This window comes from Pectobacterium sp. IFB5596 (genome assembly GCF_021432585.1).
Lineage (GTDB): Bacteria > Pseudomonadota > Gammaproteobacteria > Enterobacterales > Enterobacteriaceae > Pectobacterium > Pectobacterium punjabense.
In genome coordinates this window covers 130,828-150,663 of sequence record NZ_LXFY01000029.1, presented here as the reverse complement: position 1 = coordinate 150,663, position 19,836 = coordinate 130,828, and the positions used below count along the sequence as shown (strand labels likewise).

Annotated in this window: 21 protein-coding genes; 12 read left to right on the top strand and 9 right to left on the bottom strand. The window is 50.3% G+C overall.

Annotation, left to right across the window (positions count from 1 at the left end; genetic code table 11):
- Positions 1-176 precede the first annotated feature (176 nt).
- Positions 177-1,382: a serine hydrolase gene (locus A6301_RS16850; protein WP_215482495.1), complete on the top strand. Its 1,206-nt coding sequence runs from the start codon at positions 177-179 to the stop codon at positions 1,380-1,382.
- Here the strand turns inward: A6301_RS16850 and deoR are convergent.
- The 3 genes from deoR to A6301_RS16835 form a co-directional block, all read right to left on the bottom strand.
- On the bottom strand, positions 1,379-2,152 hold the full coding sequence (gene deoR / locus A6301_RS16845) for a DNA-binding transcriptional repressor DeoR (RefSeq protein ID WP_107169785.1): 774 nt from the start codon (positions 2,150-2,152) through the stop codon (positions 1,379-1,381). The genes A6301_RS16850 and deoR overlap by 4 nt on opposite strands.
- A gap of 31 nt (positions 2,153-2,183) precedes the next feature.
- Entirely contained in the window at positions 2,184-2,852 is a 669-nt protein-coding gene (deoC, locus tag A6301_RS16840; protein ID WP_215482494.1) for a deoxyribose-phosphate aldolase, read from the bottom strand.
- Between the two features lie 337 nt (positions 2,853-3,189).
- Positions 3,190-4,878: an aspartate:alanine antiporter gene (locus tag A6301_RS16835; RefSeq protein WP_205542152.1), complete on the bottom strand. Its 1,689-nt coding sequence runs from the start codon at positions 4,876-4,878 to the stop codon at positions 3,190-3,192.
- Between the two features lie 376 nt (positions 4,879-5,254).
- Here A6301_RS16835 and A6301_RS16830 point away from each other — a divergent pair, with 376 nt between their 5' ends.
- Positions 5,255-5,626, top strand: a complete 372-nt coding sequence (locus A6301_RS16830; RefSeq protein WP_107169783.1) for an inner membrane protein YbjM — start codon at positions 5,255-5,257, stop codon at positions 5,624-5,626.
- 75 nt (positions 5,627-5,701) lie between these two features.
- Here the strand turns inward: A6301_RS16830 and A6301_RS16825 are convergent, their stop codons facing one another.
- Positions 5,702-5,968, bottom strand: a complete 267-nt coding sequence (locus A6301_RS16825) for a GrxA family glutaredoxin (RefSeq protein ID WP_107169782.1) — start codon at positions 5,966-5,968, stop codon at positions 5,702-5,704.
- A gap of 242 nt (positions 5,969-6,210) precedes the next feature.
- On the opposite strand from A6301_RS16825, the gene nfsA reads away from it, so the two are divergent.
- The 9 genes from nfsA (at position 6,211) to rlmC (ending at position 15,160) form a co-directional block, all read left to right on the top strand.
- Positions 6,211-6,930, top strand: a complete 720-nt coding sequence (gene nfsA / locus A6301_RS16820) for an oxygen-insensitive NADPH nitroreductase (protein ID WP_234258301.1) — start codon at positions 6,211-6,213, stop codon at positions 6,928-6,930.
- A gap of 16 nt (positions 6,931-6,946) precedes the next feature.
- Entirely contained in the window at positions 6,947-7,858 is a 912-nt protein-coding gene (gene rimK / locus A6301_RS16815) for a 30S ribosomal protein S6--L-glutamate ligase (protein WP_107169780.1), read from the top strand.
- Positions 7,859-8,121: 263 nt separating this feature from the next.
- Positions 8,122-8,601: a YbjN domain-containing protein gene (locus tag A6301_RS16810; RefSeq protein ID WP_107169818.1), complete on the top strand. Its 480-nt coding sequence runs from the start codon at positions 8,122-8,124 to the stop codon at positions 8,599-8,601.
- A 367-nt stretch (positions 8,602-8,968) separates the two neighbouring features.
- Positions 8,969-10,078 carry a spermidine/putrescine ABC transporter substrate-binding protein PotF gene (gene potF / locus A6301_RS16805; RefSeq protein WP_014699624.1) on the top strand — a complete coding sequence of 370 codons (1,110 nt, stop codon included), beginning with the start codon at positions 8,969-8,971 and terminating at the stop codon, positions 10,076-10,078.
- Positions 10,079-10,283: 205 nt separating this feature from the next.
- Positions 10,284-11,417, top strand: a complete 1,134-nt coding sequence (gene potG, locus A6301_RS16800) for a putrescine ABC transporter ATP-binding subunit PotG (RefSeq protein WP_107169778.1) — start codon at positions 10,284-10,286, stop codon at positions 11,415-11,417.
- A 14-nt stretch (positions 11,418-11,431) separates the two neighbouring features.
- Complete coding sequence (potH, locus tag A6301_RS16795; protein WP_234258300.1) at positions 11,432-12,397, top strand: putrescine ABC transporter permease PotH; 966 nt, start codon at positions 11,432-11,434, stop codon at positions 12,395-12,397.
- Entirely contained in the window at positions 12,394-13,239 is an 846-nt protein-coding gene (potI, locus tag A6301_RS16790) for a putrescine ABC transporter permease PotI (protein ID WP_107169776.1), read from the top strand. Before potH ends, potI begins: the two co-directional genes overlap by 4 nt.
- Before the next feature lie 207 nt (positions 13,240-13,446).
- Positions 13,447-13,899: a YbjO family protein gene (locus A6301_RS16785; protein WP_107169775.1), complete on the top strand. Its 453-nt coding sequence runs from the start codon at positions 13,447-13,449 to the stop codon at positions 13,897-13,899.
- A 127-nt stretch (positions 13,900-14,026) separates the two neighbouring features.
- A complete protein-coding gene (gene rlmC / locus A6301_RS16780) occupies positions 14,027-15,160 on the top strand; it encodes a 23S rRNA (uracil(747)-C(5))-methyltransferase RlmC (protein ID WP_234258299.1) in 1,134 nt (377 codons plus the stop codon).
- Positions 15,161-15,416: 256 nt separating this feature from the next.
- Here rlmC and artJ (A6301_RS16775) read toward each other — a convergent pair whose 3' ends face one another.
- From artJ (A6301_RS16775) to artP, 5 genes are all read right to left on the bottom strand, one after another.
- Complete coding sequence (artJ, locus tag A6301_RS16775) at positions 15,417-16,148, bottom strand: arginine ABC transporter substrate-binding protein (RefSeq protein WP_010306608.1); 732 nt, start codon at positions 16,146-16,148, stop codon at positions 15,417-15,419.
- A gap of 274 nt (positions 16,149-16,422) precedes the next feature.
- Positions 16,423-17,091: an arginine ABC transporter permease ArtM gene (artM, locus tag A6301_RS16770; protein ID WP_048260655.1), complete on the bottom strand. Its 669-nt coding sequence runs from the start codon at positions 17,089-17,091 to the stop codon at positions 16,423-16,425.
- Positions 17,091-17,807, bottom strand: a complete 717-nt coding sequence (gene artQ, locus A6301_RS16765) for an arginine ABC transporter permease ArtQ (protein WP_205542161.1) — start codon at positions 17,805-17,807, stop codon at positions 17,091-17,093. The genes artM and artQ overlap by 1 nt, the downstream gene beginning before the upstream one ends.
- An 11-nt stretch (positions 17,808-17,818) precedes the next feature.
- The gene (gene artJ / locus A6301_RS16760) at positions 17,819-18,550 is read right to left on the bottom strand and encodes an arginine ABC transporter substrate-binding protein (protein ID WP_205542162.1); all 732 of its coding nucleotides are present in this window, start codon (positions 18,548-18,550) and stop codon (positions 17,819-17,821) included.
- A 20-nt stretch (positions 18,551-18,570) separates the two neighbouring features.
- Positions 18,571-19,299: an arginine ABC transporter ATP-binding protein ArtP gene (artP, locus tag A6301_RS16755; protein WP_280527918.1), complete on the bottom strand. Its 729-nt coding sequence runs from the start codon at positions 19,297-19,299 to the stop codon at positions 18,571-18,573.
- A 200-nt stretch (positions 19,300-19,499) separates the two neighbouring features.
- On the opposite strand from artP, the gene A6301_RS16750 reads away from it, so the two are divergent.
- Positions 19,500-19,823 (top strand): heavy metal-binding domain-containing protein, encoded by a 324-nt coding sequence (locus A6301_RS16750; RefSeq protein ID WP_005967367.1) that lies wholly within the window; start codon positions 19,500-19,502, stop codon positions 19,821-19,823.
- The last annotated feature ends 13 nt before the right edge of the window (positions 19,824-19,836 follow it).

Sequence of the window (19,836 nt, the reverse complement as noted above, 5' to 3'; positions counted from 1 at the left end):
TCCTAAGTCCCTTTTTTATCTGCATTTTTTTAGAAGCTTTCATATCTTTGACTATCTTTACAGAATGAACGGTTTTCATCTCAGGGATGACGCGTTACCTTTATATGTTACTAAAGTTTTCAAAACATATTGAAAATTAAGAATTTTTAACGACTGATGGACATTGCGGCGAACTCATGAAAACAACCCCTTTCCTGACCAGACTCACGTCTTTCTCTGTAGGTACAGTATTGCTTGTTGGCTTGGCGCCATTTACCTATGCGGAACAGTTGCCTGCGGTGCCGCAGATTGACGCCAAAGCCTTTATCCTGATGGATCACGCCAGCGGTAAAGTGCTGGCGGAGAGCAACGCCGATGAACGCCTTGATCCTGCCAGCCTGACCAAAATCATGGCGAGTTATGTGATTGGGCAGGCGATAAAATCCGGTAAAATTCGCCCGACGGATGAAGTGACCGTCGGAAAAGATGCCTGGGCAACCGGTAATCCGGCACTGCGTGGATCGTCGCTGATGTTCCTTAAGCCGGGCGATCGCATCCCCGTTTCTGAGTTAAATAAAGGCATTGTCATTCAGTCAGGTAATGATGCCAGCATCGCACTAGCAGACTACGTTGCGGGCAGTCAGGATGCGTTTGTCAGCCTGATGAACAATTATGCGAAAGCACTTAACCTGACGAATACGCATTTCCTTACCGTGCATGGCCTCGATGCGGTAGGGCAGTACAGCACCGCTCGCGATATGGCGCTGTTAGGGCAGGCGCTGATCCGAGACGTGCCAGAAGAGTACGCGTTGCACAAGGAAAAAGAGTTCACCTTCAATAACATTCGTCAGCCTAACCGCAACCGCCTGTTATGGAGCACCAATCTGAATGTGGACGGCGTAAAAACAGGCCATACCAACGGGGCGGGACACAATCTGGTGGCCTCGGCAACGGAAGGCAATATGCGCCTGATTTCTGTGGTGCTAGGGGCGCAAACGGATGCCATTCGTTTTCGTGAAAGCGAAAAACTGCTCACATGGGGCTTCCGCTTTTTTGAAACGGTAACCCCAATCAAGGCGGATGCGCCTTTTACTACGCAACGGGTGTGGTTTGGCACGGAGAAAGAGGCACGGTTGGGCGTGGCGCAGGATGCCGCGCTGACCATCCCCAAAGGGCAGATGAAGAATCTAAAAGCCAGTTTCACGCTGAATCAACCGCAGCTTTCTGCACCGCTTACCAAGAATCAGGTGGTCGGTACCATCGATTTTCAACTGGACGGAAAAAGCATCGGGCAGCGCCAACTGGTCGCGATGGATGATATCCCCGAGGCCGGTTTCTTTAGCCGCCTCTGGGATTCGGTGATGATGAAGGTGCAGCAGTGGTTCGGTGGGTTATTCGGTTAATCCCCTGAGTGAATTAACTGAATGCCGTTGTTGGAGAAATAGCGTAGGTACTGTTCGTCCGGGGCGCTGTTGGAAATGACCGTATCAAACAGCGTCATCGGGCCAATGCAGGCGCGTTTTATCTGACCGAACTTGCTGCTATCTGCCACAATAATAATTCGCTGTGCGGTCGCCATCGCGCGCTGTTTCATGCCCAGTTCGGCAAAGTTAAAGCAGGTTGCTCCCGCGTTAAGCTCAATACCCGCCGCAGAAATAAACGCTTTATTCGGGCAGATGTTGTCCAGCTCGCTGCGTTGGTTGAGCGGGGTGAAGATCGCGTTATCTGGATGGTATTCCCCGCCACATAAAATCACTCTACACGCCTTTTTTTCCTGTAGTGCTAAAAAGGTGTTCAGAGAGTAGCAGATCGCAGTAAAAGGCAGCTCATCAGATATCGCATCAATGATGAAGGGAATGGTGGTGCCACAATCGAAAAAAACGGTATCGTTTACCTCGACCAGATGGGAGGCGGCGACACCGATAGCCTGCTTTTCTTTTACGTGTTTGGTCTGTTGGTCGGAAACAAAATAGTGAGTGGTGCCGTTATTCTTCAGGTCACTGACAACGTAACCACCGAGCAGCATGACGCTGGTGGAATCTGCATTCAGATCGCGGCGCACGGTCATCTCCGATACGCCGAGTAGCTGTGCGGCGTCTTTAAGATGGAGTTTATCGGTTTTCTTTAATGCCTGAGCCAGTCTGCCGATTCGTTCGTCGCGCCGTGTTTCCATAAAATTCCCTGCTAGTAAGCTATTTTTGTTGTTAGTAGTTTCCTGCTGCGGCAGCATCACCTGAAACGATAGCAACGCCTGAACTCGTGCCGATACGTGTGGCACCCGCTTCAATCATTCGTTGTGCCGTTTGGCGATCGCGAACCGCGCCGGATGCTTTTACACCCATCTCGCTGCCGACGGTGTTGCGCATTAGTCGAACGTGCTCTTCGCGCGCGCCGCCGGTACTGAAACCGGTAGATGTTTTGACGAACGCGACGTCCAACTGACGGCACATTTCACACACCAGCACAATTTGTTCGTCATCAAGCAGACAGGTTTCCAATATTACCTTCAACGGTATAGCGGCGCAAACCTCACGCACGGCCTGAATATCTGCTTTGACAGCGTCAATCTTGCCGCTTTTCAGCCAGCCGACGTTAATCACCATGTCGATTTCCTGAGCGCCGGCGTCGATGGCGGCCTTGGCTTCAAAAGCCTTGCTGGAAGTCAGACCTGCCCCCAGAGGAAAACCGATAACGGAGCAGACGTGCACCGCCGATCCTTTCAGTTTCTCAGCGACTAAGGGAACGTAACCGGAATTAACACAGACGGCATAAAAATGATGTGCTATCGCTTCATCGCACAGCGTAATGATTTGCTGTTCTGTGGCATTGGCTGCCAGCAATGTGTGGTCGATATAGCGTGCATAGTCAGTCATGGCGAATCCTTAGTGATGTCGATAAAAATAAGATGCGATGATTATGACACTCAATGATTTTAATGTCACAAAAATAACAATGTAATTAAATTTTGTTATTTAAATAACAAATAATGAAATAAACCTGATAACAGCGGCATGGGAACGGGAAGAGGAGGCGGCTTTGAATTGTGTATATAAGAAAATAAAACGCCCATCGTTCTTGAACCTCAAAGGCGGGAACGATGGGCTTCCTCAATAAGGGGAATCAAAGAAAAGCAGTGGCACATATTCAGACTGTAGGTCAAAGAAAAAGTTCTGACCTTTTCGGAAAAAATTCACGATTTCTTACCTGTTTTTAGCCGGGTAATTCAGGCCAGATAACCACGATGAGTGAACCTGCTAATGTGAGTAATACGTTAGCGATGGCATAGGTACCCGCATAGCCGAGTGCAGGAATATTACTTCGTGCCGTATCGCTGATGATCTCCATGGCTGGTGCGCAGGTGCGTGCGCCCATCATGGCACCAAACAGCAGCGCGCGGTTCATTTTTAGTACATACGCACCGAACAGAAAGCAAATCACCACAGGCACCAGGCTGACAATCAGCCCTGAAGCTAGCATCTGGATGCCGACTTCTCCCAGACTGCTGTTGATGGTGCTACCGGCACTCAGGCCGACACCCGCCATAAAGACCATCAGGCCAAATTCTTTGACCATATTGAGAGCGCCCTGCGGAATATAGCCAAAAGTAGGGTGATTGGCGCGCAGGAATCCCAGCATGATGCCCGCGAAAAGTAACCCGGCAGCATTACCAATGCCGAATGTGAAATTACTGAATTGGATTGTGATCAAACCGACCATGACGCCGATAACGAAAAAAGCGCAGAAAGCCAGTAGGTCGGTGACTTGGCTGTGGATAGAAATAAACCCGATTCTGTCAGCAATGCTTTTCACTCGACGGGCGTCGCCGCTGACCTGTAAGACATCACCTTTATTTAGCACTACGTTATCGTCAATCGGCATTTCAATCTGGCTGCGGACGATACGGTTAAGGAAACAGCCGTGATCGGTCAGCTTCAACTGGCTCAGTCGCTTGCCGACGGCATTGTGATTCTTGACGACGATCTCTTCCGTCACGATGCGCATGTCTAGCAAATCGCGGTCGAAAACTTCCTTACCATCACGGAAATTGGAGTTCAAACGAGAGTGTGCATCAGGGTAGCCGACCAGCGCGATCTCGTCGCCGATTTGCAAGACAGCATCGCCGTCGGGATTTGCCAAAATTCCGTTACGCCGAATGCGCTCAATATAGCAACCCGTCTGACGATAAATTCCCAACTCGCGTAAATTCTTGCCGTCCGCCCAGCCGACTAACTCAGGTCCGACGCGATAGGCGCGAATCACTGGCAGATATACTTTTCTTTGGCTATCCGCATCCAGCCCGCGTTCGCGAGCAATTTGCTGTGCGCTGGTGGGGAGATCCTGATGCTGGAGTTTAGGCAGATAGCGCGCACCAAAAATGAGGCTGACCAGCCCAACCAGATACGTCAGCGCATAGCCCAGGCTCAGGTGATCTTGCTCAATACCGAGTTGACTCCCCAAACTGGCGGTATTACGCAACGTGTCGCCCGCACCGACCAACACGGGTGTTGATGTCATGGAGCCGGCCAGCATTCCTGCGGTTAGGCCGATTCCCCAGCCAAAGAGTTTTCCTAAGCCTAACGCCAGTAACATGGCGCTACCGACCATCACCAGCGCGAGCATGAAATAATTTTTTCCGTCGCGGAAGAAAATAGAAAAGAAGTTCGGTCCGGCTTCCACTCCCACGCAAAAAATAAATAACATAAAACCGAGACTCAGCGCTTCGGTATTAATCGAGAAATGTTGTTGGCCGAGTAATAAAGAAACGACTAAAACGCCAATAGAATTACCAAGTTGTACTGGGCCGAAGCGCAACTTTCCCAGACAGAGTCCTAATGAAAGAACCACGAATAAAAGCAGGATGTAATTTCCGTTTAACAAATCAGCGACGTTTATATTCATGTAATGTAACTTGTTGTTTACCAGTAAGCTCTTGATATTATTCATTATAGCGGCTAGATTTAGCCATGAAATACATGAATTCCCGTGACGGCATGCAATACACGTCAGCTGAAAGGAATCAGCCTCATCAAGTATAATTTATCCGATAAAAATTGTTCAGTGTAATTATTGTTTAATTTAATGATTATGGTGGCGCTGTTGATAAAATACGGCGAGTTATTGTCTTTTTCTACGGACAACCCGTGCGTCGAATAAATCGTAGCGAAGCCTCATGTTTTTCATATCGGGGAAGAGATATACCCATCATTTTTACCCTACCGCATGTTTTCGGTATCGGGTTGATGCAGGTTGGGAGGCATATTGAGAGGGGCGGTTTATGGCACGGAATAAAGGTTGGGTCGGCGCGGTTTGTTGTTTTCTATTGTTCACTATTGTGTTTCTAAGTCAAAAAATTGAAGTGTCGGATGCCGCAGTGAACGACGGACTGCGCGGTAGCCCTGGTATGTTACTTTTTCTGCTGCCGGGTATGATTGCCTGTCTTCTTTCTGCACGCGGTCGCTTGCTTTACCCGCTGTTTGGTGCGCTGGCGGCGATGCCGGTATGTTTACTGATGCTCCATTTGTGGAATACGCCGATGCGTTCTTTCTGGCAAGAGCTGGCTTATGTGATGAGCGCGGCCTTTTGGTGCGTATTGGGTTCACTGGGTGTACTGTGCTTACGTAGCCTATATCGACGCTATCTTCGCTGAGTAAACGCTGAACATGCTGCTATAAAATAAAAAAGCGCGGACGTTCGCCGCGCTATTGTCTGACCTGTCTGATGATTATGACTGGAACAGGGACAAATGTTCTTTGGCATAGGCTTCAAAATCCGTGCAGCCGCCAATGTGTTTTTCATCCAGGAAAATCTGCGGTACGGTTTCAACGGGCTTTCCTACCGTTTTGGACAAATCTTCTTTTGAGATACCTTCTGCGTGGATGTCTACATAGCGGAAGCTGAAGTCATCACGCTGCTCGGCCAGTTTCTCTGCCAGTTCTTTCGCACGTACACAATAAGGGCAAGCTGGGCGCCCGAAAATTACAGCGAACATGTAAACTCCTTTGTAAAATTAGAAAAATACTCTCATTCTGAAAACGCATAGCGTGACGCTTGTTGTTGATAAGGTCACGGCCAAAAGTGTTACGGTTAATGAGGTTACTGTGAATGGCGCTACTATGCCCGCATTCATCGATGAAAAAAAGTAGTCATTACCTGTTACAACGATTTGTTCAATCTATTAGGTTACACCCGACGAACCAAATAGATGTACTTTACCGACTGAAGGATGCCAGTGTGACACCGACCATTGATTTGCTACAACGCCACCGTTCCATTCGTGCGTTTACGTCTCAGCCCGTAACGGATGAACAACGCCATGCCATCATCACCTCCGCACAAAGCGCATCCAGCTCCAGCTTTTTACAATGCAGTTCGATTATCCGTATTACCGATCCTGCCGTGCGCGAAACGCTGGTTCACTATACCGGCGAGCAAACCTATGTAGCGCAGGCAGCAGAGTTTTGGGTATTTTGTGCCGATTTTCATCGCCATGTGGAGATCTTCCCCCGGGCAGAAACTGGGCTGATAGAGCAATTGCTGATTGGCTGTGTCGATACCGCTATCATGGCGCAGAATGCCTTGGTTGCTGCCGAATCGTTAGGGCTCGGTGGGGTTTTTATCGGTGGGATTCGCAACCGCATTGCTGATGTGACGCAGTTACTGCAATTGCCGACGCAGGTGATACCGCTGTTTGGCCTGTGTCTGGGGCACCCAGACGCCGAACCGTTGCTGAAACCGCGTATGCCAACAGCCATGATGTTGCATGAAAATGTTTATCAGCCGCTCGATCGCGATGTGCTGGCACAATACGATAAGCAAATGGTGGAATATTACCTACAGCGCACCGGTCGTCGTCGTGAAAGCTGGAGTGAACACGTTGAACTGACGCTGAAAAAAGAGTTACGTCCATTCATGCTGGACTACTTACATCAACAAGGATGGGCGATACGCTAGTATCGGTAGGATATTTATGAAGATAGCCATTCTGTCTCGTGATGGAGCGTTATATTCCTGCAAACGCCTGCGTGAAGCTGCTGAGGCGCGTAAGCATAGCGTTGAAATTATCGATCCACTTTCCTGCTATATGAATATTAATCCGGCGGCGCCGTCGGTGCATTACCGTGGACGCCGGTTGGATAAATACGATGCGATTATTCCGCGTATTGGCTCACAGATTACATTTTATGGCACAGCGGTATTACGCCAGTTTGAAATGCTGGGGAGTTACCCGCTGAATAATTCTGTTGCGGTGATTCGCGCCCGTGACAAACTTCATTCGCTGCAACTGCTTGCCCGCGAAGGGATTGATCTGCCGATTACCGGATTTGCCCACTCGCCGGATGATACTGGCGATCTGATTGCGATGGTAGGCGGTGCGCCGCTGGTCGTGAAATTGGTGGAAGGTACGCAGGGAATTGGCGTGGTATTAGCGGAGACGCGGCAGGCGGCAGAAAGCGTGATTGATGCATTTCGTGGGCTGAATGCACACATTTTGGTGCAGGAATACGTACGTGAAGCGCAGGGTAAAGATATTCGCTGTCTTGTGATCGGTAATCGAGTGGTTGCGGCGATAGAACGGCAGGCGAAGGCGGGGGAATTTCGCTCAAATTTGCATCGCGGCGGGTCGGCGAATAACGTGAAAATTACGGCGCAGGAGCGTGCGATTGCCATCAAAGCGACGAAAACACTGGGGTTGAATGTGGCGGGGGTCGATATTTTGCGCGCCAAACGAGGGCCGCTGGTGATGGAAGTGAATGCTTCACCGGGGCTAGAGGGGATTGAAACGACCACCGGTTTCGATATTGCTGGCATGATGATTGAGTTTATTGAGCAAAATACTCAGAAGCGTGTCGCAACATCGACAACAATAAGTAAAAGTTAGCTTTCTGAAACAGAGGCTGCACCGTAAAATACGGCGTTTTCCGTTGGTGCGTAGCTGGTAGGCGGCGTTCGCGACGGTGTATCGTCGCGCAGTAGAACGAGGAAAACGAGCCGTGGTGCGCTTTTATCATGGCATCGTTGCACAATATTCCGTAAGCTATGTGCCGCTTTTAAGATGGTTTCTGTTTTAACATCGTTTCTACGTGAACGGTGTTCTCTTTTCAATAACGCTGTCTTTACGGTGGCAAGTATGAGGCAAACATGATGGATTCACTCATCGTTCCGGATTTGGCTATGCTACGGCGGTGGCTGGATCAACTGAACATTCTGTATTTCGAATGTGATTCCTGTCAGGCGCTCCATCTTCCTCATATGCAAAATTTCGATGGCGTGTTCGATGCAAAAGTTGATCTGGTGGATAACGTGATTTTGTTTTCCGCACTTGCCGAAGTGAAGCCTAGCGCCCTGATTCCTCTGGTCGGCGATCTGAGCCAAATCAATGCCAGTTCCTTGACCGTCAAGGCGTTTATCGACGTTCAGGACGATAACCTGCCGAAGCTGATTGTTTGCCAGTCGCTTAGTGTTGCCGCAGGGATGACGTTGGAACAATTCAGGCATTTCATGCAGCAATCCGAAGAGCAGATCTCAATGGTGATCCTTGAAGCGAGCGCTAACAATCTGCTGTTTATCGGCGAGGAAGAAGAGGGCTCTGCTACACGAGTCACGACCTCACATTTGCATTGATACGGTTGCTGCCAACGGCAGCAATTGGTTTTACTTATTTTCCTTTCACCGCCATTTATTCTGGTTATTTCGCCTTATTGCCAGATATTTCTCTTTGTTTGTCGCTAAACGCCTTCATCACATCGACAAAATGTGAATAAATAATCGTTAAAACCCATTTTTTACGTTCAAGTATGGTGTGCATGATGTTGTGGGGTTATGCTTTATTCCTGTAAGCGACAGACTGTCGAATCAGGGCTATGTCTGTGTATGAGCGAATAAAAATCGGTGCATATTCATTCACCGATTTGATAGCGCGGCAGGACATGTTTTGTATCGGAACGATACATACTCCCACGATCACCCCCTTGTATGGAGGAAGGAACGGATGTTCACCCAACGTAAAAAATGGCTATCGGGTGTTGTTACCGGCTTGCTGATGGCCGCGTCCGTCACCGCATCTGCGGAAGAGAAAACGCTGCATGTTTATAACTGGTCCGACTATATCGCACCAAACACGTTAGCCAATTTCCAGAAAGAAACCGGTATTAAGGTCGTCTATGACGTGTTTGACTCCAACGAAGTGTTGGAAGGCAAGCTCATGGCGGGCAGCACGGGTTTTGATCTGGTGGTGCCTTCTGCCAGCTTCCTTGAGCGTCAGCTCTCAGCGGGAGTTTTTCAGCCATTAGACAAGAGTAAGCTACCGAATTACAAAAATCTGGACCCCGAGCTGATGAAGTTGATTGCCCAGCACGATCCCGATAACAAATATGCCCTGCCTTATCTGTGGGCGACCACAGGTATTGGTTATAACGTCGAGAAAGTCAAAGCGGCGTTGGGTGCCGATGCACCTGTTGATAGCTGGGATCTGGTACTGAAGCCAGAGAATCTGGAAAAGTTGAAAAGCTGCGGGGTTTCTTTCCTGGATGCGCCTGAAGAGATCTTTGCCACGGTATTAAACTATCAGGGTAAAGATCCGAACAGCACCAAACCGGGTGATTACAGCACGTCAGCGACCGATCTGTTGCTGAAACTGCGCCCGAGCATTCGTTATTTCCATTCGTCGCAATATATCAACGATCTGGCGAACGGCGACATCTGCGTTGCTGTAGGCTGGGCGGGCGATATCATGCAGGCGGGGAATCGTGCGAAAGAAGCGAAGAACGGCGTCAATATCCAATATAGTATTCCGAAAGAAGGCGCATTGGCATTCTTTGATGTCCTCGCTATCCCGAAAGATGCTAAAAATCTGGATGAAGCCTACGCGTTTCTGGATTACCTGATGAAGCCGGAAGTGATGGCTGAGATCAGTAACCACACCTATTACGCCAGCGGTAACCTCGCATCCTTGCCTTTGGTGAACGAAGAGATTCGTAACAACCCGGGTGTCTACCCACCTGCGGATGTGCGTGCCAAAATGTTTACGCTCAAGGTGCAATCCCCTCAGATTGACCGTACACGTACTCGTGCATGGACTAAAGTTAAGAGCGGCAAATAGCCTTTTGGATCTGAATAGCTACCCAAGCGCTTGATGGTTGTTGGTTTCGGCAACCAGAGAGTGAATGGGTATAACATGTGGCAAAAAACAGGCGGAAATACCGCCTGTTTGCGCTCTATATTGTGTCACACCGCTGGATGCAAAAACGCCTAATCATGGCGGCAGCGGGGTGACTTGTTCTGCTTTTGCTGGAGAGCAATGCGAAGTGAATGACGCGATCCCACGCCCTCAATCAAAACCACAAAAAGCGGCCACGCCGCTGCTGGAAGTGCGTAACCTGACGAAGTCGTTTGATGGTCAGGCCGCGGTCGATGATGTCAGCCTGACGATTTATAAAGGCGAAATTTTTGCTCTGCTGGGCGCATCGGGCTGTGGGAAATCCACGCTGCTGCGTATGCTGGCAGGTTTTGAGCTCCCGACTCAGGGGCAGATTGTTCTTGATGGTCAGGATTTATCATTGGTACCGCCTTACCAGCGTCCTATCAATATGATGTTCCAGTCTTATGCGCTGTTCCCACATATGACGGTGGAAAAGAATATCGCCTTTGGTCTGAAACAGGACAAGCTGCCGCGTGCTGAAATCAAAGATCGTGTAGAAGAGATGCTGTCGTTGGTGCACATGCAGGAGTTCGCCAATCGTAAACCGCATCAACTTTCCGGCGGCCAGCGTCAGCGTGTTGCGCTGGCTCGTAGTCTGGCGAAACGTCCAAAACTGCTGTTGCTGGACGAACCGATGGGGGCGCTGGATAAGAAACTACGCGACCGCATGCAGCTTGAAGTGGTCGATATTCTGGAGCGTGTAGGTGCGACCTGTGTGATGGTGACACACGATCAGGAAGAAGCTATGACGATGGCAGGACGTATTGCCATTATGAACCGCGGTAAGTTCGTACAGATTGGCGAGCCGGAAGAGATCTATGAGCACCCGAATACACGCTTCAGCGCAGAATTCATCGGCTCGGTCAATATGTTTGAAGGGATATTGCAGGAGCGTCAGGACGAGGCACTGATCATCAAAAGCCCTGGGCTGGTGCATCCACTGAAAGTGGATTCGGATGTCTCGGTAGTGGATGGTGTACCGGTTTACATCGCATTACGTCCTGAAAAAATCATGTTGTGCGAAGACGTTCCGGCTGACGGCTGTAATTTCGCCGTGGGGGAAGTCGTGCATATCGCCTATCTGGGAGACTTGTCGATATATCACGTCAGGCTTAACAGCGGGCAGATCATCAGCGCGCAGCTACAAAATGCCTATCGCTATCGTAAAGGCACACCGACCTGGGGAGATGAGGTTAGGCTGTGTTGGGATGCGGATAGCTGTGTGGTTCTGACGGTGTAGCGAGGAAGAATGTCATGACTTTATTTCCCGAACGTCACACGGCGGAACCACCGGGCAAGGCCAGACTCTGGCTGCGTGTGCTGATGGCGCGCTGGCGTCAAAAACACGGGCGTAAGCTGGTTATCGCACTGCCGTATGTGTGGCTACTGCTGCTGTTTATGCTGCCGTTCCTGATCGTGTTCAAGATCAGTTTCGCTGAGATGGCACGTGCAATCCCGCCTTATACCGATCTGGTTTCCTGGATGGATGACAAGCTGGATATTTCCCTGAACCTTGGGAATTACCTGCACTTGTTGGACGATCCGCTGTATTTCGATGCTTATATGCAGTCGCTTCAGGTTGCGGCCGTATCGACGCTGTGCTGCTTATTTATTGGTTACCCATTGGCTTGGGCCGTTGCGCACAGTAAACCCTCAACGCGTAATATTCTGTTATTGCTGGTGATCCTCCCTTCATGGACGTCGTTTCTGATCCGCGTCTATGCCTGGATGGGGATTCTGAAAAATAACGGTATCTTGAATAACTTCCTGCTGTGGCTGGGCGTGATTGATGAACCCCTGATCATTTTGCACACCAATTTGGCGGTTTACATTGGCGTGGTGTATTCCTATCTGCCGTTTATGGTGTTGCCTATTTATACCGCGCTGACGCGGCTGGATTATTCGCTGGTGGAAGCGTCGTTGGATCTGGGCGCGCGGCCGCTAAGAACGTTCTTCAACGTGATCGTTCCGCTAACGAAAGGCGGTATTATTGCGGGTTCGATGCTGGTGTTCATTCCTGCTGTGGGGGAATACGTGATTCCAGAACTGCTTGGCGGGCCAGATAGCATTATGATTGGCCGTATCCTGTGGCAGGAATTCTTCAATAACCGAGATTGGCCGGTGGCATCTGCTGTCGCGATCGTCATGTTGTTGCTGTTGATTATACCGATTATCTGGTTCCATAAACATCAGAGCAAAACTGCGGAGGGTGAAGCGTGAATAATTTACCTGTTGTTCGCTCGCCGTGGCGTATTGTGATTTTGGTACTGTGTTTTACCTTCCTCTATGCGCCGATGCTGATGCTGGTGATCTATTCGTTCAACAGCTCCAAGCTGGTTACCGTATGGGCTGGATGGTCGACGCGCTGGTATATCGAGCTGTTTCATAATACGGCGATGATCAGCGCGGTGCTCTTGAGCCTGACGATTGCCGCCGCCTCGGCCACGATGGCTGTGATTCTTGGGACGATCGCCTCCGTAGTGATGGTGCGTTTTGGCCGTTTCCGTGGTGCCAATGGCTTTGCGTTTATGCTGACGGCACCGCTGGTGATGCCGGATGTGATTACCGGGCTGTCGCTGCTGTTGCTCTTTGTTGCCTTAGGTCATGCTATCGGGTGGCCAGCAGAAAGAGGAATGTTCACTATCTGGCTGGCGCACGTCACATTCTGCACCGCGTATGTCACCGTGGTGATCAGCGCGCGCCTGCGGGAACTGGATCGTTCGATTGAAGAAGCGGCAATGGATCTGGGGGCGAATCCGCTCAAAGTCTTCTTCATTATCACGGTGCCGATGATTGCCCCAGCGCTGCTTTCCGGCTGGCTGCTGGCGTTTACACTGTCTCTGGACGATCTGGTTATCGCCAGCTTCGTGGCGGGGCCTGGCTCGACGACGCTGCCTATGTTGGTGTTCTCCAGCGTTAGAATGGGGGTTAATCCACAAATTAACGCATTGGCTTCTCTGATATTGTTAGTCGTTGGTATTATTGGGTTTATCGCCTGGTGGTTTATGGCAAGGGCAGAGAAGCAGCGCTATCGTGATATGCAAAAAGCGAGACGTGGCTGATTCGATTTCACTCCGTAATTTGTTAGCCTAGCGAAGGTATCCAGCAACGCCGCCAGAGTATGGGGGCGTTGTTGTTTTATACGACTATCAAGTTTTATATCAGTACCACGTTTTATATTGGCATCGAATTTTATATTGATGCTGTATTTTTGGCCGATTATGGCTGCATGAAGGGAGAGCGTTGAAATTCTGTACACGAAGAAGGAAATGACGCAACGCAAAGTGTATGCCCCGGTGCCAGTGATGGTGGCGGGGATTGCGATTATTGCTACCCGTTTTTTGGGGATTGTGCTGCTGGTATGGGAGCTAGGGTTAAGCGATTTGAGCGGCTGGATTGGCAGTAACGCGGAAGCCTGGGATTCGACACTGGTATTATTGTTATCGCTTATTATTGTCGGCATTGAAATTCGTTGTGGTTTTGCCGTTTTAGCGGGTGTTAACTGGGGTCGATGGGGTTATGTGGCCTGCCAGGGGCTGGTGGTGTGTTACCTGCTTCTCGCATCCCTGAGCGAATTTATGCCAGCGATATTCCATATTTCAGGGGAAAATAACGCCGCCGTGCTGCATCAACTCCTGCTACAGAAGATCCCGGATCTTCTGGTGATGGTTTTACTGTTTCTGCCACGACGCAGTAAGCGCTTTTTTCTGCGCCAGAAATAGATATGTCTACCTCCTGAGCCATCTGGCTACTGGCGTCGCCCATGAGTAAGCGAAAAGGTCGCGGGGTGATGCCGTCAGGATGGTATAATCCTTTCATTCTGTATTTCTTCTTATAGTTAGATTGTTTATGCATTGTGCCCGCTACAGCACGGGAACCTGTCGTTCCTGCCAATGGTTGGAAAAAGCCTACCCACAGCAATTGTCTGATAAGCAGCAGCACCTTGAAAGCCTGCTGCAAGCGCACGCTGTGCAGCGTTGGTTGCCCGTGCAACCTTCTGCGCAGTCTGCATTTCGTAATAAAGCCAAAATGGTGGTGAGCGGCAGCGTGGAACGCCCGCTGTTGGGAATGTTACACCGTGATGGAACGGCGGTAGATCTCTGTGATTGCCCGCTTTATCCGTCCAGCTTCGCACCAGTTTTCGACGTGCTTAAAGTTTTCATCGCTCGTGCGGGATTGACGCCGTATAACGTGGAACGCCGTCGTGGAGAGCTGAAATACCTGCTGCTGACGGAAAGTACGCAGCGCGGGACGTTCATGCTGCGCTTTGTCTTACGCTCGGAAACCAAGCTGACGCAGTTGCGTGCAGCATTGCCTTGGCTACAGCAGCAGTTGCCGCAGCTTGAGGTGATATCCGCCAATATCCAGCCGGTCCATCAGGCGATAATGGAAGGAAAAATGGAAATCATCCTGAGTGAGGCTGCGGCGCTGGCCGAACAGTTCAATCAGGTGCCGCTGTATATCCGGCCACAAAGTTTTTTTCAGACGAACCCGCAGGTGGCGGCCGCGCTGTATGCGACAGCACGCGATTGGGTTGCAGAGCTGAATATCACCAGCATGTGGGATCTGTTTTGCGGAGTAGGGGGTTTTGGCCTGCACTGTGCCTCCCCCGAGATGCGTTTGACGGGCATTGAAATCAGCGCTGAGGCGATAGCCTGCGCGCGTCGCTCTGCGGAGCAGTTAGGGTTGAAGCAGGTAGAGTTTCAGGCGCTGGATTCCACGCAGTTTGCGACAGGTAAAGCAGAAATTCCCGAGCTGGTGCTAGTCAACCCGCCACGCCGCGGTATCGGCAGCGAACTGTGCGCTTACCTGAGCCGTATGGCACCGGACTACATTCTCTACTCCAGCTGTAACGCTGAAAGCATGGCCAAGGACATGACGGAACTGGCGAATTACCGTGCGCTGCGCGTGCAGCTATTCGACATGTTCCCACATACGGCGCACTATGAAGTGCTAACGTTATTGAAGCGTGAGGATGGCTAAGGGAAAGTCAGGACATCGGAATGCTTTGCGGTGTTTGCCTTATCTGGCGTAAAAAGTAGAACCGTATTGATAAAACCATTTGCGGAACGGGAACGGTGATAATGGAATAGAAGAGTAAAGCGTTTGCGCTATGGATGGCGCAAGCCGAGCGTACAGGGACGTATTTACAGCGTCTTTACGATCTATCCATTATCACCGCTCTACGCGCTTTATCGACATCTTAACGCGGTGCATTCACACCGCGCTACGCGGAACCTTATTGCGGGAACCATTTGTCGTTAATAGTTTTGTAGGTGCCGTCGGCTTTGATGGCATCCAACGCTTTATTCAGTTTTTCCAACAGCGCCTTGTCATCGGGACGGACGGCGATGCCTAATCCGGTGCCGAAGTATTCAGCGTCAGTTACATGCTCGCCAACTGTTGCTAACTCAGGGTTGGTCTTAATCCACTCGTTGACGACAGCGGTATCACCGAATACACCGTCGATACGGCCATTTTTCAGATCCAGTACTGCGTTCTGGTAGCTGTCATAAGAGACGGTTTGGACTTCCGGGTGCTTATCGTGCATGTATTTCTGGTGCGTCGTGCCGTTTTCCATACCAATACGTTTGCCTTTCATCGCGGCAAAGTCGCTGAATTTCCCTTTTTGCGCGATAACGACAGCGGAGTTGGCGTAGTAGGGCTGGGTGAACGCCACCTGTTTACTGCGCTCTGGCGTGATGTCCATACCGGAAATCACCGCGTCATAGCGGCGGAATTTCAGCGCAGGGATCAGGCTGTCAAACGCCTGATTGGTGAACGTACAGGTCGCTTGCATTTGTTTGCACAGCGCTTTCGCCAGATCCATATCAAAACCGACGATTTCGTTGCTGGCATCCAGTGATTCAAAAGGCGGGTAGGTGGCTGATGAGGCAAAACGGATGGTGTCTGCGGCGGTGGCGCTGAAGGCGATTCCTGCCAGTAAGGTGGCGAGCACTAATTTTTTCATTACCTACTCCTGTCTGTTTTTCTTATAAAATAGTTACGCGGAAACATTCCGACGTCATGGCGATTACCATGCCATTAATTGAATTTGTATGCAATTAAAATGATTAATAAGTCGATTTTTTGCATGTTTCTACAGCAGCAGGCAATAAAAATTTCCGGGAGAAATTTTTAACGTTGCGTCAGCAACGGCCCGTGAGGGGGCGGACAGGGATGGCACGCCATAAAAAAAGCAGGCTATCAAAGCCTGCTTTCTAAGGGGAGAAGTGCGGTAAGTATCAGTTACGGCGTTCGAATACCAGCGAACGGCGTTCAACCCAGCGCATCAATAATGTCAGTAAACCGTTGACACACAGATAGATAATTCCGGCTGCGCCAAACACCATCACATCATATGTCCGGCCGTACATCAGTTGACTGTAACCCATGACTTCCATCAGCGTGATGGTATAAGCCAGCGACGTACTCTTAAATACCAGCACCACTTCGTTTGAATAAGAAGACAGCGCGCGTTTAAATGCGAACGGCAGCAAAATGCGTAATGTCTGCTTCTGATTCATTCCCAGAGCGGCGCAAGATTGCCACTGTCCGGCAGGAATAGCTTTTACTGCTCCGTAGAACAACTGTGTGGTATACGCCGCGCTATTGAGTGCCAGCGCCACCATCGCACACAGCCACGGTTGTGACAGCAAGCTCCACAGCCAGGGGATTTGCTGGATAGAGGTAAATTGCCCGGGGCCGTAGTAAATCAGGAAGATCTGCACCAGCAGCGGCGTGCCGGTAAATAGCGTAATGTAGCCTTTCGCCAACAGCGATACGACAGGCGTTTTGAGCGTCAGCACGACAGTCAGCAGCAGTGACAGCACCAGCGCCACGACAATCGAGACGGCAGTTAATGTCAGGCTGGTATGCAGACCTTTTAATAGCTCAGGTAAATAAGCGAGCATCAGGATGGTCTCCGCTCAAAACGCGTGGTATGTAGGTCAATGCGTTTCAGCACATACTGACTTAACAGCGTAATCACCAGATAGATAGCCGCTGCGACGACGTACCAGGTGAAGGGTTCCTGTGTCCGTGTAGCAATGCTTTTGGTTTGCAGCATCAGATCGTTAACGCTAATCAGCGAAACCAGCGCAGTATCTTTCAGCAATACCAACCACTGATTACCTAATCCCGGGAGGGCATGACGCCACATCTGCGGCATGATCAGACGGAAAAATATCGCGGATTTACTGAGCCCCAGCGCCTGACCTGATTCCCATTGTCCCTGTGGTACCGCTTTTAGCGCGCCACGCAGCGTTTGGGATGCATAAGCGGCATACAGCAGCGCCAGCGCAATCACGCCACACAGGAACGGGCTGACTTCGAACATGCCGATATCCAGTTTTACCGGAATCTGCACAATGAAAAGGTTCAGGGTAAAGCCATCTGCTAACATCATCAGCAGTTGGGAAGACCCGAAATAGATAAACAGCACCACCAGAATTTCTGGTAGCCCGCGCAATAATGTGACTACCGCTGTACCCGTCCAGCTAACGGCTTTCCAACGGACGGTTTCCCAAACGGCAAACAGCATCGCTAGCACAAGGCCGAGCACCAGTGCACAAACGGCAAGGCCGACGGTCATCCCGGCGGCGCTTGCAAGAGGTTGAAATTCAATCATTGAGCGTCAGATTACTGCTGGAACCATTTTTTATAGATGGTTTCGTAAGTACCATCCTGTTTGATTTTGTTGAGGGCGTCGTTGAATTTCTTCAGCAGCTCATCGTTATTCTGACGTACCGCGATGCCCAGACCGATACCGAAGTAACCTTTATCCGTCACTTTCTGACCCACGGTTGCCAGCGCATCGTTCTGCTTCAGCCATTCGTTAACCACAGCGGTGTCACCGAACACGGCATCCAGACGACCATTTTTCAGATCCAGCACGGCATTCTGGTAGCTATCGTAAGGCACGGTTTTGATATCGCTGTGCTTTTCCATCAGGTATTTCTGATGGGTGGTGCCATTCTGTACACCAACGCGTTTGCCCGTCAGCGCGGCGATATCAGCAACTTTCCCTTTCTGAGCAATAAACTGAGCGGAGTTGTCATAGTAAGGCTGAGTGAATGACACCTGCTGCTGACGCTCAGGAGTGATATCCATTCCTGCGATGATGGCTTCGAAACGACGGAATTTCAGACCAGGAATCAAACTGTCGAACGCCTGATTGCTGAACGTGCAGTTTGCCTGCATTTCTTTGCACAGTGCATTAGCCAGATCGATATCAAAACCCTGAATCTGGTTATTGGCATCGACAAATTCGAACGGAGGATAGGACGCTTCGGTCGCAAAACGAATGGTGTCTGCGGCGTTGGCGGATACAGCGCCAGCGGCGAATAAGGCTGCAATAATCAATTTTTTCATTATCATTTTCCTGATAGTAATCAATGTGACAAATAACCAGCGAATTCAGGCGTCTGCGGCTGCGTAAAGTGCGTCGCATCCCCTTGTTCGACGATGCGGCCATTTTCCATATAAACGACTCGGCTGGCCGTTTTACGGGCAAATTCGACTTCGTGGGTCACGATCACCTGCGTAATTCCAGTCTGCGCCAATTCACGGATGATGTTGACGACCTGAGCGGTAATCTCTGGGTCCAGCGCGGCAGTGGGTTCATCAAATAACAGAACCTGAGGTTCCATCATCAGTGCACGTGCAATCGCGACACGCTGCTGCTGCCCGCCAGAAAGATGAAGAGGAAAGCGATCGGCAAAATCATTGAGGCGCAGACGTGTCAGCAGCTTGTCCGCACGCGCTCTGGCTTCTTCTTTACTCAGCCCCAGCACGCGGCAGGGCGCTTCAATCAGATTCTGCGCCACGGTCAGATGCGGCCATAAATTGTATTGCTGGAACACCATCCCGACGTTCTGACGCAATTCACGGATTGCGCTGTCGGACGGCGTACGCTGAAAATCAAACTGATTACCGGCGATGGAAAGCGTGCCAGAGCGTGGCATTTCCAACAGATTAAGAACGCGTATCAACGAGCTTTTGCCCGCTCCGCTAGGACCGAGAAGAACCAGCGTTTCACCCGCAGGACACTCTAAGGTGATATCAAATAGCGCCTGGTATGTGCCGTAGAAACAGTTAATGCCGTTTAGTTGAATACTCATGCGTAAGAATTGAATAGACATTGATGCGGCGAATGTTAACGTTGGCAGAATAGTTATGCAATCACCGTGGGTTAAAATTTGCCAATAAGCGATTTGTTGGTTAAATAATAGCACAAAATAATGGCTTACGGCTTAGGGACACGGTTTCCCATTGCAGGTATTCGCTGAGCCGTACTGATATGCAGTAATAAGGAGACAACATGCAATTATCCACCACCCCGAATCTGGAAGGTTTCACCATTACTGAATACTGCGGCGTCGTGACGGGCGAAGCCATTCTGGGGGCGAACATCTTCCGTGACTTTTTCGCCAGTATTCGTGATGTCGTCGGTGGCCGTTCCGGTGCCTATGAGAAAGAGCTGCGTAAGGCACGGCAGATTGCGTTCAAAGAGTTGCAGGAACAAGCTGAAGATTTAGGCGCGAACGCCATTGTGGGTATTGATCTCGACTATGAAACCGTTGGGAAGGATGGCAGCATGCTGATGGTGACCGTCAGCGGTACGGCGGTAAAGGTTCGCCGCTAGCCGGTGAAAGGAT

Excerpts from the sequence above, each read along its gene's own strand:
- A6301_RS16850 (WP_215482495.1), top strand. The coding sequence starts at position 177 with ATGAAAACAACCCCTTTCCTGACCAGACTCACGTCTTTCTCTGTAGGT.
- deoR (WP_107169785.1), bottom strand. The coding sequence starts at position 2,152 with ATGGAAACACGGCGCGACGAACGAATCGGCAGACTGGCTCAGGCATTA.
- deoC (WP_215482494.1), bottom strand. The coding sequence starts at position 2,852 with ATGACTGACTATGCACGCTATATCGACCACACATTGCTGGCAGCCAAT.
- A6301_RS16835 (WP_205542152.1), bottom strand. The coding sequence starts at position 4,878 with ATGAATATAAACGTCGCTGATTTGTTAAACGGAAATTACATCCTGCTT.
- A6301_RS16830 (WP_107169783.1), top strand. The coding sequence starts at position 5,255 with ATGGCACGGAATAAAGGTTGGGTCGGCGCGGTTTGTTGTTTTCTATTG.
- A6301_RS16825 (WP_107169782.1), bottom strand. The coding sequence starts at position 5,968 with ATGTTCGCTGTAATTTTCGGGCGCCCAGCTTGCCCTTATTGTGTACGT.
- rimK (WP_107169780.1), top strand. The coding sequence starts at position 6,947 with ATGAAGATAGCCATTCTGTCTCGTGATGGAGCGTTATATTCCTGCAAA.
- A6301_RS16810 (WP_107169818.1), top strand. The coding sequence starts at position 8,122 with ATGGATTCACTCATCGTTCCGGATTTGGCTATGCTACGGCGGTGGCTG.
- potF (WP_014699624.1), top strand. The coding sequence starts at position 8,969 with ATGTTCACCCAACGTAAAAAATGGCTATCGGGTGTTGTTACCGGCTTG.
- potH (WP_234258300.1), top strand. The coding sequence starts at position 11,432 with ATGACTTTATTTCCCGAACGTCACACGGCGGAACCACCGGGCAAGGCC.
- A6301_RS16785 (WP_107169775.1), top strand. The coding sequence starts at position 13,447 with ATGACGCAACGCAAAGTGTATGCCCCGGTGCCAGTGATGGTGGCGGGG.
- rlmC (WP_234258299.1), top strand. The coding sequence starts at position 14,027 with ATGCATTGTGCCCGCTACAGCACGGGAACCTGTCGTTCCTGCCAATGG.
- artJ (WP_010306608.1), bottom strand. The coding sequence starts at position 16,148 with ATGAAAAAATTAGTGCTCGCCACCTTACTGGCAGGAATCGCCTTCAGC.
- artM (WP_048260655.1), bottom strand. The coding sequence starts at position 17,091 with ATGCTCGCTTATTTACCTGAGCTATTAAAAGGTCTGCATACCAGCCTG.
- artQ (WP_205542161.1), bottom strand. The coding sequence starts at position 17,807 with ATGATTGAATTTCAACCTCTTGCAAGCGCCGCCGGGATGACCGTCGGC.
- artJ (WP_205542162.1), bottom strand. The coding sequence starts at position 18,550 with ATGAAAAAATTGATTATTGCAGCCTTATTCGCCGCTGGCGCTGTATCC.
- artP (WP_280527918.1), bottom strand. The coding sequence starts at position 19,299 with ATGAGTATTCAACTAAACGGCATTAACTGTTTCTACGGCACATACCAG.
- A6301_RS16750 (WP_005967367.1), top strand. The coding sequence starts at position 19,500 with ATGCAATTATCCACCACCCCGAATCTGGAAGGTTTCACCATTACTGAA.